Source organism: Mucilaginibacter sp., from assembly GCF_039921305.1.
In the GTDB taxonomy this organism is placed as follows: domain Bacteria; phylum Bacteroidota; class Bacteroidia; order Sphingobacteriales; family Sphingobacteriaceae; genus Mucilaginibacter.
Genome location: NZ_JBDSCA010000057.1, coordinates 136,381 through 148,764, shown reverse-complemented (window position 1 = coordinate 148,764; position 12,384 = coordinate 136,381). Strand labels below are relative to the sequence as shown.

Annotated in this window: 13 protein-coding genes; 10 read left to right on the top strand and 3 right to left on the bottom strand. The window is 38.7% G+C overall.

The features are described from left to right. The first annotated feature begins 21 nt into the window (after positions 1 to 21). Positions 22 to 510 carry a peptide-methionine (R)-S-oxide reductase MsrB gene (msrB, locus tag ABIN91_RS18445; protein ID WP_348052917.1) on the top strand — a complete coding sequence of 163 codons (489 nt, stop codon included), beginning with the start codon at positions 22 to 24 and terminating at the stop codon, positions 508 to 510. Here msrB and ABIN91_RS18440 read toward each other — a convergent pair. After that, positions 497 to 859 carry a GIY-YIG nuclease family protein gene (locus ABIN91_RS18440; RefSeq protein WP_348052916.1) on the bottom strand — a complete coding sequence of 121 codons (363 nt, stop codon included), beginning with the start codon at positions 857 to 859 and terminating at the stop codon, positions 497 to 499. The genes msrB and ABIN91_RS18440 overlap by 14 nt on opposite strands. A gap of 80 nt (positions 860 to 939) precedes the next feature. Between ABIN91_RS18440 and ABIN91_RS18435 the strand changes: the two genes are divergently transcribed. The 4 genes from ABIN91_RS18435 to bioD all read left to right on the top strand — a co-directional run bounded on the left by ABIN91_RS18435 (position 940) and on the right by bioD (position 3,962). After that, a complete protein-coding gene (locus ABIN91_RS18435; protein ID WP_348052915.1) occupies positions 940 to 1,716 on the top strand; it encodes a LexA family transcriptional regulator in 777 nt (258 codons plus the stop codon). 66 nt (positions 1,717 to 1,782) lie between these two features. Then, positions 1,783 to 2,175, top strand: a complete 393-nt coding sequence (locus ABIN91_RS18430) for a hypothetical protein (RefSeq protein WP_348052914.1) — start codon at positions 1,783 to 1,785, stop codon at positions 2,173 to 2,175. A gap of 61 nt (positions 2,176 to 2,236) precedes the next feature. Further along, positions 2,237 to 3,358 (top strand): 8-amino-7-oxononanoate synthase, encoded by a 1,122-nt coding sequence (locus ABIN91_RS18425; RefSeq protein ID WP_348052913.1) that lies wholly within the window; start codon positions 2,237 to 2,239, stop codon positions 3,356 to 3,358. Continuing rightward, positions 3,351 to 3,962 (top strand): dethiobiotin synthase, encoded by a 612-nt coding sequence (gene bioD, locus ABIN91_RS18420; RefSeq protein ID WP_348052912.1) that lies wholly within the window; start codon positions 3,351 to 3,353, stop codon positions 3,960 to 3,962. Before ABIN91_RS18425 ends, bioD begins: the two co-directional genes overlap by 8 nt. Before the next feature lie 83 nt (positions 3,963 to 4,045). Here the strand turns inward: bioD and ABIN91_RS18415 are convergent, their stop codons facing one another. After that, positions 4,046 to 4,729: a hypothetical protein gene (locus ABIN91_RS18415; protein WP_348052911.1), complete on the bottom strand. Its 684-nt coding sequence runs from the start codon at positions 4,727 to 4,729 to the stop codon at positions 4,046 to 4,048. A 183-nt stretch (positions 4,730 to 4,912) separates the two neighbouring features. Here ABIN91_RS18415 and ABIN91_RS18410 point away from each other — a divergent pair, with 183 nt between their 5' ends. Together ABIN91_RS18410 and ABIN91_RS18405 are read left to right on the top strand one after the other, a co-directional pair. Then, positions 4,913 to 5,806 (top strand): 3-hydroxybutyryl-CoA dehydrogenase, encoded by an 894-nt coding sequence (locus ABIN91_RS18410; protein WP_348052910.1) that lies wholly within the window; start codon positions 4,913 to 4,915, stop codon positions 5,804 to 5,806. A gap of 61 nt (positions 5,807 to 5,867) precedes the next feature. After that, complete coding sequence (locus ABIN91_RS18405) at positions 5,868 to 6,158, top strand: hypothetical protein (RefSeq protein ID WP_348052909.1); 291 nt, start codon at positions 5,868 to 5,870, stop codon at positions 6,156 to 6,158. Between the two features lie 441 nt (positions 6,159 to 6,599). On the opposite strand, the gene argS is transcribed toward ABIN91_RS18405, so the two are convergent. Next, positions 6,600 to 8,369, bottom strand: a complete 1,770-nt coding sequence (gene argS, locus ABIN91_RS18400) for an arginine--tRNA ligase (RefSeq protein ID WP_348052908.1) — start codon at positions 8,367 to 8,369, stop codon at positions 6,600 to 6,602. 170 nt (positions 8,370 to 8,539) lie between these two features. On the opposite strand from argS, the gene ABIN91_RS18395 reads away from it, so the two are divergent. From ABIN91_RS18395 to ABIN91_RS18385, 3 genes are all read left to right on the top strand, one after another. After that, positions 8,540 to 9,976, top strand: a complete 1,437-nt coding sequence (locus ABIN91_RS18395) for an arginine deiminase family protein (RefSeq protein WP_348052907.1) — start codon at positions 8,540 to 8,542, stop codon at positions 9,974 to 9,976. After that, entirely contained in the window at positions 9,973 to 10,896 is a 924-nt protein-coding gene (locus ABIN91_RS18390; RefSeq protein ID WP_348052906.1) for an arginine deiminase-related protein, read from the top strand. The genes ABIN91_RS18395 and ABIN91_RS18390 overlap by 4 nt, the downstream gene beginning before the upstream one ends. Before the next feature lie 89 nt (positions 10,897 to 10,985). Then, the gene (locus ABIN91_RS18385; protein WP_348052905.1) at positions 10,986 to 12,377 is read left to right on the top strand and encodes an arginine decarboxylase; all 1,392 of its coding nucleotides are present in this window, start codon (positions 10,986 to 10,988) and stop codon (positions 12,375 to 12,377) included. The last annotated feature ends 7 nt before the right edge of the window (positions 12,378 to 12,384 follow it).

Genomic DNA, 12,384 nt, shown 5'->3' with positions numbered 1-12,384 from the left:
AAATCTTAAATAAAGAATCAGATGAAAAGAACCATCAATATTTTAGTTATCATTATGTTGATAGCTTTTTGCGGATGCCAGATGAGTAATGGCCAATCGAGCAAGCTAACTCAAGGTCGCCCAAAATCTAAGACTAATGAAGAGTGGAAAAAAATACTCACCTCAAACCAATACTATATTATGGTTGAGCGTGGTACCGAACCGCCTTTTAAAAACTCCTACTTTGATATGCACGACAAAGGTGTATTTGTAAGCGCCGCAACCGGCGATGTATTATTTAGCTCCGATGATAAATTTGATAGCGGAACAGGTTGGCCAAGTTTTGTAAAAGCCGTTGACGCTAAAAAAATTGAGATCGTTAAGGATAACACTTATGGCATGAGCCGTAACGAGGTTATCGAGAAAAGCACAGGTTTGCACCTTGGGCATGTTTTTGACGATGGCCCTGCCGATAGAGGTGGCAAAAGATTTTGCATGAACTCAGGCGCATTAATATTTAAAAAGAAGTAACACGCCTGCGTGTATTAGCTATTGCCGGACGGAATTGCATCCGTTGCTGCATAGTGTTTGTTTCAAACTTTAAACCAATGGTCAGATCTACCCAGTCGGGATTAACGGATCTGATCATTTTTTCTTTTTGGGCCCTTGTAAAACGGCTTACTACCTTAAAGCGCTCCATAGCCATTTCCTCGTTATTGATCTCTTCAAAATATACTAATCTATTTAGTTGTTGAGCGCTATCAAAAAACAGGTTCGGCATCTCGGTATAAAAGTCAATCGTTTTGATCAAATCAGTTGTCATGCCACTGTGTAAGCAATTCCTGTTCCTGTCGGTGATGATATAAATAAACGTGTTCATAATTTTATTTGTCTATGTAAATATTAATTGCTAATTTTATTGGCATAAAAATACTAACTATTTTAGCAATTCCAAATTTTATGGCAAATATTTCTTCAAATATTAAGTTTCTACGTAAAAAGAAAGGTTTAACCCAGCAACAATTTGCTGATTCACTGGATATTAAGCGCTCATTAGTAGGCGCCTACGAAGAGAACAGAGCTGAACCGAAATATGAATTACTAAAAAAAATAGCAATATTTTTTGATTTAAGTGTTGATGATTTTATTAATGAAACCATTGACGATAAGTGGGCACCCAAACCAAAGGGCAATCCGGCTAATCTGAGGGTACTTAGTATATCTGTTGATAAAGACGATAACGAGAATATAGAACTGGTGCCTATGAAGGCCAGCGCTGGTTATATGAATGGCTACGCCGATCCTGAATATGTAGCCAGATTGCCTAAGTTTAACTTGCCTATGTTTACCGGGGGTACGTTCCGCGCATTTGAGATCAAGGGCGATTCTATGCTACCGTTACCGTCAGGTTCTATTATTATAGGTGAGTATGTTGAAAACTGGGCCGATGTTAAACCTGCCGAAACCTATGTGGTAGTAAGTAAGAACGACGGTGTGGTTTATAAACGTGTTGGCAATAAATTTAAAGATCAGAAGAAATTAAAGCTGATGTCGGATAACCCGGTGTATGACCCGTATGAGGTTAGTGGCGAGGATATTTTGGAATTGTGGAAAGCCAAGGCTTATATATCAACCCAATTGCCACAGCCCGTACCCGAACCAACTATGGAAAGTTTAACAACAATGATGATGGAAATGCAGCGTTCTATATCAAAGATAAACCAAGGCAACAATTAAGTTACAGGGTTGCAATTAAACTATTTGCTTCTATCTTTATCATACAGTTAAACTTAAAAGAAAGAAATGAAAAAATTATTAATGGTATGCTGCTTATTAGTAAGCGTAGTATCTTTGAGCAAGGCTCAAGGTGGTGGCCAGGGCCGCGGCCCACAAATGTCTGCTGCAGACAGGGCAAAGCAAATGCAAACTCAGTTAAAATTAACTGACGATCAAACAACTAAAATTACCGCTATCTACACAGAGCAAACTGCAAAAAGAGATAGTGTTATGAAAGCTGGCGGCGACAGACAAGCTATGCGCCCGTTAATGCAAGCTGCTAATGAAAAAGTTCAGAAAGTACTTACTGATGATCAAAAAGCGGCCTGGAAAAAAATAATGGAAGAAAGAATGAATAACCGTGGCGGCAATGGCGGCGGCGGCGGTGGTGGTACTCCTCCACCCCCACCATCAAAATAATTTGATGTAGAAAAGCGGCCTTGCGCCGCTTTTCTTATTTTAGCGTAAATTATATTCAATATTGAGCAGCGCTAACAACTATATAAAAAGTAAACTTAACGAACGTAAAGCGTTAGGAACTTACCGGATTTTAAAAACGGATAAGCCGCCTATAGACTTCTGTTCGAATGATTACCTTGGTTTTGCACGATCAGCAGAATTAAAGAGCAAGGTTGATCAGTACCTCAAACAACATCCCGACTATTTAAACGGATCTACAGGCTCCCGCCTATTAAGTGGTAATACTGCATTTTGTGAAGAATTAGAATCAGAAATTGCAAAATTTCATGATGCTGAAGCGGGTTTAATATTTAATTCGGGATATGATGCTAATCTGGGGTTATTCTCATCTCTTCCGCAGCGCGGCGATACTATAATTAGCGATGAATTAATCCATGCCTGCATTATTGACGGGGCAAGGCTTAGTTATGCCAACAGATACTCCTTTAAACATAACGATTTAAAAAGTCTGGAGGATAAGCTTAAACATGCAACAGGTAATTGCTATATCGCTGTAGAAAGCATTTATTCGATGGATGGAGATAGGGCGCCCTTGACAGAAATAATAACATTGGCCGAAACATACAAAGCAAATGTAATAGTTGACGAGGCACATGCTGTTGGTTTATTTAACAGAGGCTTAGTAAGCGAATTAAATTTACAAAATAAAGTGTTTGCCCGGGTTATAACTTTTGGCAAGGCTTTAGGTACACATGGCGCTATAGTTTTGGGGAGTAGCTTGTTAATAGAATATTTAATAAACTTTGCCCGCTCATTTGTTTATACCACTGCATCATCTTTCCACCAACAGGTGAGCGTAAAAATGGCCTATGAGTTTTTGCAGACTTCAGGTAAACAGCAACAAGAATTGACAGATAATATTAATCTATTTAAATTGGGATTGGGAGATGGCTATGGATTACTTGAGAGCGACAGTGCAATTCAAAGCATTGTTATTCCGGGCAATGACAGGGTGAAGCAGATTGCATTAACTTTACAGGATAATAACTTTGATATCCGGCCAATATTAAGCCCTACGGTTGCCAAAGGCGCTGAACGGTTACGCATATGTTTACACGCATTTAATACGGATAAAGAAATAAACAGCCTCATCCAATTGTTAAAACAGATAATAAATGAGTAAGCGCCCCATATTTATAACCGGTATTGGTACCGGTATAGGCAAAACTATAGTTTCGGCAGTTATGGTTGAGCATTTTAAAGCTGATTATTGGAAGCCCATACAATCTGGTGATTTGGATAATAGCGATACTTTAATGGTTAAAAGCTTAATTTCAAATAGCACATCGGTATTTCACCCGGAGGCATATAGATTAACACAGCCTTATTCGCCACATAAATCGGCCGCTTTGGATGGGATCACTATTGATCCGGCTAAGATCATATTACCTAAAACTCAAAACCAGTTAATTATTGAAGGGGCCGGTGGTTTAATGGTTCCTTTGAATGATACATTTTTAATGATAGATCTGATCAAACAATTGGATGCGGAAGTAATATTAGTATCTAAAAACTATTTGGGGAGCATTAATCATACCCTGTTATCTATAGAAGCGTTAAAATACAGATCAATACCGCTAAAAATGATTATATTTAATGGTGAACCAGATGTTGATTCAGAATCAATAATTAAAGCAAAAGCGCAAAATATTAGTACATACAGTATACCAAATTTATCTCCAGATAAATTTGGTATTTTAAGCGTCAGCAATCAACTCGCCTTATAATCTAAGTTATTTTCAAATAAAGAGGGCCGGCTTAAAAAGCCGGCCCTCTTTATTTATAGATCAATTTGAATCGCTTAAACTAATTATATCGAATTATAATAATTGAATAACATAGCCAGATCAGCATCGTTTTTCAAATCCAGATCATTGGTTTTAATATAGTTTTCAATCTGCGTTTGTTTATCGGATAAATTAGCCAGAATGAATTTCTTATCCTTTTTAAAAGGTTTTACATTTCCAGCTATAACGATATAGTATTTTGTAACCGGCTCAAACTTTTTATTAATAGTTGATGAGTTATATTCTTTCGATTCGGTTATTATTTTATTGTCCTTTTTTAACAATTGTACGCGTCCATCGCTAAGAACCTCAAAAAAAGATTTCTCGGTACTTCCCGTAATGGTGTAGCCCGTACGATAAAGCTTTTGATATGGAATATTGTTCTGAATGTAGTCCATTTTAACCTCGCTAATCTGCTCACTAAAAGCAAATAGGTCTTCATCATTAGTTTTTCTGAAGAACATAGCATCTGAACACTGTTCGTATTTTAGCTGCATATCCTTGTAAACATGTCCGTTAGCCATTTTTACAGTTCCTTTAGCCCACTGATTTGTTAAAAAAGGTGAACCTTCAACATTTGTGTAGCTATGGTTCAGCACAGGCATAATATTGGTACTATTAAACTCCTGCTGCTCTTGAGCATTGGCAACTTTAAGGTTTAAACAAGATGCTATTACGGCTATTGATAAAACTAATCTGATTTTCATATGCTAAATATAATTAAATTACTTATAAGGTATATCACATAAAAAATATTTTTCAAAAAGCGGACCATAATAACCAGATAACTTATTGTTACCTAATATTCTAATAGGCTAACAAGTCATTTTAATATAAACGTTTATCTTTAACGAATAATTTCGCCCTCAAGTACATAATTATTTACTTACATGAAAAACATCACAATTATAGGTTCCGGAACTATGGGGAATGGCATTGCGCACCTGTTTGCGCAACATGGATACAGCGTAAATATGGTTGATGTAAATGCGAACGCATTAGAAAAGGGCGTTAATACAATCAAAAAAAACCTTGACCGCCAATTAACTAAGGGCCTAATAGACGAGGCTGTAAAAATGGCAACAATCAACAACATCACTACTTATACAGATATAAAGCAGGCAGTACAAAATGCAGATCTGATTGTTGAAGCCGCTACCGAGAACAGCGATCTAAAATTAAAGATATTTAAAGAACTAGATGAAATATGCCCTTCTACAACCATATTAGCTACCAATACTTCGTCAATATCCATTACTAAAATAGCTTCGGTAACAAACAGAGCGGATAAAGTTATAGGCATGCATTTTATGAACCCGGTTCCGGTGATGAAACTGGTAGAGGTTATTCGCGGATATGCTACAAGCAATGAGGTTACCGATACTATTATGGAATTATCGCGAAAGCTGGATAAACAACCGGTTGAAGTAAACGATTACCCCGGCTTTGTGGCAAATCGCATATTAATGCCGATGATAAACGAAGCCATATACAGTGTATACGAAGGCGTTGCCGGGGTTGAAGAAATTGATACCGTAATGAAGTTAGGCATGGGGCACCCAATGGGGCCGCTGCAATTGGCCGATTTTATTGGCCTGGATGTTTGTTTGGCTATATTAAAGGTATTGTACGATGGTTTTGGTAATCAAAAATATGCGCCTTGCCCTCTTTTAGTGAATATGGTTACCGCAGGTAGTAAGGGAGTAAAGTCGGGCTCAGGATTTTATGATTACAGCGGAGGTACAAAAGACCTGGTTGTTGCGGCCAACTTTAGGAAGCGGTAAATCATTTAATTAAACTTTCGAGAAAGTTATTTGTCGTATATGGTAATAAATACTTATGTAGATGAAAACGATATCGAAAATTTCAACAATAGTTGGTGTAGTCAGCACATTATTAGCTGGTTGCGCATCAGGTTCATTCGTTGTTCGGGAGAGGCCTGTAGAACCTGTATATGTTCGCCCTTCTTCACCATATGCAAATGCGGTTTGGATTCCGGGCGAATGGCAATGGCGTGGTGGAAGATACGTTTATATAAATGGCCACTACGAACGCGGCAGAAACCGCGAATGGATACCAGGCCATTGGCGCAATGTTCCGAACGGTTATGTTTGGGAAAAGGGCCATTGGAGATGATGAGTATTTAGTAGCAAGTATCAAGTAGTTAGAAACTGTATGGTCTTATTATTTTTTGCTGCTTAATGATGTGGAAGTCCCGCTTTTTGGCGGGACTTTTTTTGGTAAGCACAGGATTTTGAGAGCTTTGTGGAAATATTTTTGTATTTTTGTAATGTTAGGATTGTGCAGATTTATAATGTAAAATCCGATCAATTGTTATTTGAAAAACACCCATAAATACCCATAATTTGTTATTTAAATTATTGAGGTTATGATAGTTATTAGGCTCTAATAAATTATCAAATTCATAATTAGAGTCTTAATAATCCTGAAAAACACCCATAAATACCCATGTGTATATGACGTTTACGTTAGGGTGCATTATGAGAATGATAATTGCAAAGAAGAATCAGGAGTCAAGATGTAAAAATCAAGACAAAATGAAACCTACATTACCTATTACATTCTTTCGGGAACATTGATACCCAACAAGTGCATAGCTTTATTGATTATTTGGGCTGTGGCTGATGATAGTTCTAATCTAAATTGCATTACGCTTTCGTCTTCGGCTTTTAGGATAGGCTTTTCCTGATAGAACTTATTGTAGGTTTTAGCCAGCTCATAAACATAGTTGGCTATTATAGCAGGGCTATAATCTCTGGCCGCCTGATTGATAGCTTCAGGGAATTGGTTCATGGCTAAAATCAGTTCGCGTTCTACCCCATCTAAAACATCAATATTTGTGTTTGATGTACCCTGGCCGAAACCTGCACGTTTTAATACCGATTTGATACGGGCATGTGTATATTGAATAAACGGACCGGTATGACCTTGAAAATCTATCGATTCGTTAGGATCAAACAACAGGCGTTTTTTAGGTTCAACTTTTAACAGGAAGTATTTTAAAGCGCCCATGCCTATATTATAGTATAGTTGCTTTTTCTCTTCCTCATCAAAATCGTTGATCTTGCCTAAAGCTTCGGTTTGTGTTTTGGCTGTTGCTTCCATTTCGGCCATCAGATCATCGGCATCAACTACGGTACCTTCGCGGGATTTCATTTTGCCTGATGGTAAGTCTACCATACCATAAGATAGATGGAATAAGCCTTTGGCCCATGGTTTACCCAATTTTTGGAGGATGAGGAATAGTACCTTAAAGTGGTAATCCTGCTCATTACCTACAACATAGATCGACTTATCAACCTGGAAATCGTTGTACTTTAGTTGAGCCGTACCAACATCCTGGGTCATGTAAACCGATGTGCCGTTTGAACGGAGTACCAGTTTCTCATCCAGGCCATCAGCGGTCAGGTCGATCCAAACTGAGCCGTCTTCTTTTTTAAAGAAAATGCCTTTGGCTAAACCTTCTTCTACGATATCCTTACCCAATAAATAGGTGTTTGATTCGTAGTAGTACTTATCAAAATCGACACCCAGTTTTTTGTAGGTGGCATCAAAACCAGCGTAAACCCAACTGTTCATGGTTTCCCACAGGCTGATTACTTCTTTATCACCGGCTTCCCACTTTTCGAGCATTTGCTGGGCCTCGATAATTAGGGGCGCGTTCTTTTTGGCCTCATCTTCGGTTTGGCCTTTGGCTTTTAGCTCGTCGATCTGCTTTTTGTACTCCTTGTCGAAAACGACATAGTATTTGCCAACCAGATGATCGCCTTTTAAACCGCTTGATTGTGGTGTTTCACCGTTGCCAAATAATTGCCAGGCCAGCATTGATTTACAGATGTGAATGCCCCTATCGTTAACCAGATTGGCTTTGATCACATCATACCCATTGGCTTTCAAAATCTCGGCAACAGAGTATCCTAACAGGTTATTACGCACGTGGCCCAAGTGCAATGGCTTATTGGTATTTGGCGACGAATACTCTACCATCACTTTTTCGCCCTTAGCGGGGAAAGAGCCAAATGAATCGGTAGCAATTTCTGTATATAACTGCTTGATCCAGTAGGCATCGGTAATACTGATGTTCAGGAATCCTTTGATCACGTTAAAGCCAGAAACAACTGCAACTTCGTTCTGGATAAATTCGCCTATTTCGGTACCGGTTTGCTCCGGCGATTTACGCGAAAACTTAACGAACGGAAAAGTAACTATGGTAACCTGCCCTTCAAACTCTTTACGGGTTTGTTGCAGTGTAACATCGGCAGCTGTAATATCGGTTTGGTATAAGGCTTTAACCGCCTTAAGGGTTGCATCAACTATGAAATCCATCCGGCAAAATTAATCAAATCGTAACAACCTGCCACATTTTAATATGGCTAAATTCTGATAGCTTTGTTTCTGCAAAGAATCAAGAGTCAAGATGCAAAAATCAAGACGTAGTTGTGTGTGCTTTTACCTTGCTTCCTGATTCTTGGCCCTTGGATCCAATTCAGACATCTATGTTAACTGCACCAGATTTTAAGATCAGCAACAGCTCCGAAATTGGAGATCTGCAATGCTTACTCATTCACAGCCCCGATATTGGCTTAGGTAAAGTAGTACCCAATAAAGCACAGGATTGGCTTTTTGAAGATATAGTTCACCTGGATACCATACGCGGCAAAGAGTATGATCACTACGTTAAAGTGCTACTTTACTTTTTAGACCCCGATAAGATTAAAGGTAAGCTTAATGAGATAGAAGATAACCGCGATTTTTTTAAACCCGGTAAAGCCGATTTCCATAACTCCAGCAAAGTAATAGAGTTTCAAACACTATTAGCAGATATCCTAAGTGAACAAAACGTTAAAGAAAAATTGATAGCCGCTGTGTGTGGTATGGAAAACGTAACCTATGCCTTACAACAAACCCTAATTAGCACAGATCCTGTAGAATTAGCTAAAATACTATTATCTGGTTTTTTTAACAAGGAGCTCATTTTTGCCCCGATACCGAACTTTATATTCTCGCGTGATGTGGGTGTAGCTATTAACGGGCATTTATTGATCAGTAAGCCTGCTAAACCAGCCCGCTTACGCGAAACGTTATTGGTACGCTATATATTTTTCAATCACCCGCTTTTTAGCGTTTATCGCGATAAGATCATTGAGATACCACAAAGTTCGGAGACTTTTTTAGAAACTGCCGACGAAACGCATGAGCGGACCACTTTAGAGTGTGGCGATGTAATGGTAGTGAACCATAACCACCTGCTGATAGGTTGTAGTGAGCGCACATCAACCCGTGGCGCCAACGCGGCTATTAAATTACTGTTTGAGCAAAATGTGATCGAAAAAATTACGATCATTAAGATCCCGCAAAAGCGGAATTTTATGCATTTGGATACTGTTTTTACACAGGTAAAGCGTAATGTTTGGGTACTGCTTAAATCGCTGTTTGATGTGACAAACGTAGACCCGGCAGAGCCGATAAGTCATTTTGGGGATACTAAACCTAAGGAAAGTCCGGAGATATTACAATTTAGTAAAGGTAAAACAGACTCACCTAAACGTTTCCATAACCTGGAAGAGTTATTGGATGATATTAGCCGAAATGATCTGCATAGCACAGAGGCAACAAAATTCATCTACTCGGGTAACAACCAATTCCCGTATGATTCACGTGAGCAATGGACGGATTCGTGTAACCTGCTTGCGCTAAAAGAAGGCGTTGTACTGGCATACGACAGGAATGATAAAACCGTTGAAGCTTTTGAAAATAATGGCTTTGAAGTAATTAAGGTAGCCGATTTGCTTCGAAAGCTTGAAAGTGGTGAATTATCAGTTGATACCATAAAAGATACGGTAATACTAATGCCATCGGCTGAGTTATCACGAGCACGTGGCGGGTTTCATTGTATGAGTATGCCTTTATTAAGAACATCGATATCACAATGAATCATCTAACATCCCACATATTGATGATCCGCCCGGTTAGCTTTGGCTTTAACGAGCAAACGGCAGAAAGTAATGCTTTTCAACATAAGAGTATTGAGGAGCAAAATATTCAGGAGATGGCATTGGCTGAGTTTGATGCTTTTGCAGAAAAATTAAAGGATAACGGCCTTGATGTAATTATAGCTCATGATACAACAGAGCCCCATACTCCCGATTCAATTTTTCCAAACAATTGGGTTTCATTTCATGAGGACGGTAAAATATTCATCTATCCGATGCAAGCCGAAAACAGGCGACTGGAAAGGGATATTAAAATGCTCAAAAAAACGACGTTTAATGATTTTGTAGTTAGCGAAATTAAAGATTTAAGTCCGTACGAACACAGTGGTGAATATTTAGAAGGCACCGGTAGTATGGTACTTGATCGCGAAAACAAAATAGCTTATGCTTGCCTATCGCCCCGAACCCACCCTGATGTTATTAAAGCATTTCGCTCCGAAAGTGGTTATACTTCTATCCTATTTCACGCTACGGATCAAAATGGCAAAGCCATTTACCATACCAATGTGATGATGTGCTTGGGCGATGAATTTGTTGTAATATGCCTGGACGCTGTTACCGATGCCATTGAAAAAAATCTATTAATGGCATCTTTTGAGCAAACCAACAAGCAGGTTATCGAAATATCGCAGCAGCAACTCAATGAATTTGCCGGCAACATGCTGGAGTTAAAAAACGATAAAGGCGAGCGGTTATTGATCATGTCGGCCAGAGCTCACGCCTCGCTTGAACCAGAACAAGTTAAAAAGCTTGAAAAGTACTGTAAAATTGTTAGTGCAAGCCTCGAAACTATTGAAACCATTGGCGGCGGAAGTGCCCGCTGCATGATAGCAGAGGTACATTTGCCCGTCAAAAATTAAATTACATTTAGAAGATTAAAATAGTGTGGTTAAATAGGGCTTATTTCCATTTTAAAATCACACTTTTGCAAAAATTTTTAATTCAATAAATGCAGAGTTACGAGGAATTTATTGACCTGAGCGTGGGTTTCCCGCAAGAGGGTTTTGAGGTTTATGATGATGAACTATATTTTCATGACCTTAATTTAATGGAGATGATAGAAACGTACGGTACACCGCTTAGGTTTACCTATCTGCCTATCGTATCTAAAAAAATACAGCAGGCCAAATTGTTGTTTCAACAGGCTATCATCAAGAATGATTATCGTGGAAGCTATAAATATTGTTATTGTACAAAAAGCTCCCACTTTAAGCATATTGTTGAAGAAGCGCTAAAGAACGAGATCCACCTGGAAACATCGTCTGCCTTTGATATGCCGATGATTGATGCTTTGGAGAAAAAAGGCCTTTTGAATAAGGATATGACCGTTATTTGTAATGGTTTTAAAACTTTTCAATACAAGCAATATATCATAGATATGTTGCACGATGGCTTCAAAAACATCATCCCGGTTTTAGATAATAAAGAAGAGTTTAACATTTACGACGATGAGGTTGAAATGAACACCCCTTGTAACCTGGGTATCCGTATAGCTGCTGAAGAGCAACCAGATTCGCAGTTTTACACATCGCGCTTAGGTGTTCGTATTGAGGATGTGATTGACTTCTATTATAACAAAATAGAGAAAAACCCTAACTTCAAATTGAAGTTATTGCACTTCTTTATCAACTCTGGTATCTCTGATACGCCATATTACTGGAACGAGTTAGAGAAATACGTTACCCTATATTGCAAGTTGAAAAAGATCAATCCTGATCTGGATACTTTGGATATTGGTGGTGGTATGCCGTTCAAAGATTCGTTGGTTTTCGATTTTGATTATGAATATATGATCAATGAGATTGTTAGCCGGATCAAAGAGATATGTGCCGAGCACGATGTAATGGAACCGGATATTATCACCGAGTTTGGCAAATATACCGTTGCCGAAGCATCAGGGATCTTATACAAAGTATTAGGTCGTAAACAGCAGAATGACCGTGAGCGCTGGTTAATGCTGGATGGATCATTCATCACCAATCTGCCCGATGTTTGGGCTTTGAACCAAAAATATGTTCTGTTACCGATAAATAATTGGGACTCAGAATATGAGCGGGTAAACTTAGGTGGGATAACCTGCGACGGTCAGGATTATTATAACCAGGAAGCACACATGAACAGCGTATTTATGCCTAAAACGCGTAAGGTACAGTATGTTGGTTTCTTCCACACAGGCGCTTATCAGGAAGTATTGAGCGGTTACGGTGGTATTCACCACTGTTTATTGCCATCGCCTAAACATGTTTTGATACGCCGTAACCGTGATGAAACTTTCAACTTTGAGGTGTTTGGTGAGGAGCAGAATAGTAAACAAGTATTGAAACTTTTAGGGTATACCTGATCAATTG

Coding starts and splice junctions, on each gene's coding strand:
- msrB (WP_348052917.1), top strand. CDS start 22: ATGAAAAGAACCATCAATATTTTAGTTATCATTATGTTGATAGCTTTT.
- ABIN91_RS18440 (WP_348052916.1), bottom strand. CDS start 859: ATGAACACGTTTATTTATATCATCACCGACAGGAACAGGAATTGCTTA.
- ABIN91_RS18435 (WP_348052915.1), top strand. CDS start 940: ATGGCAAATATTTCTTCAAATATTAAGTTTCTACGTAAAAAGAAAGGT.
- ABIN91_RS18430 (WP_348052914.1), top strand. CDS start 1,783: ATGAAAAAATTATTAATGGTATGCTGCTTATTAGTAAGCGTAGTATCT.
- bioD (WP_348052912.1), top strand. CDS start 3,351: ATGAGTAAGCGCCCCATATTTATAACCGGTATTGGTACCGGTATAGGC.
- ABIN91_RS18415 (WP_348052911.1), bottom strand. CDS start 4,729: ATGAAAATCAGATTAGTTTTATCAATAGCCGTAATAGCATCTTGTTTA.
- ABIN91_RS18410 (WP_348052910.1), top strand. CDS start 4,913: ATGAAAAACATCACAATTATAGGTTCCGGAACTATGGGGAATGGCATT.
- ABIN91_RS18405 (WP_348052909.1), top strand. CDS start 5,868: ATGAAAACGATATCGAAAATTTCAACAATAGTTGGTGTAGTCAGCACA.
- argS (WP_348052908.1), bottom strand. CDS start 8,369: ATGGATTTCATAGTTGATGCAACCCTTAAGGCGGTTAAAGCCTTATAC.
- ABIN91_RS18395 (WP_348052907.1), top strand. CDS start 8,540: ATGTTAACTGCACCAGATTTTAAGATCAGCAACAGCTCCGAAATTGGA.
- ABIN91_RS18390 (WP_348052906.1), top strand. CDS start 9,973: ATGAATCATCTAACATCCCACATATTGATGATCCGCCCGGTTAGCTTT.
- ABIN91_RS18385 (WP_348052905.1), top strand. CDS start 10,986: ATGCAGAGTTACGAGGAATTTATTGACCTGAGCGTGGGTTTCCCGCAA.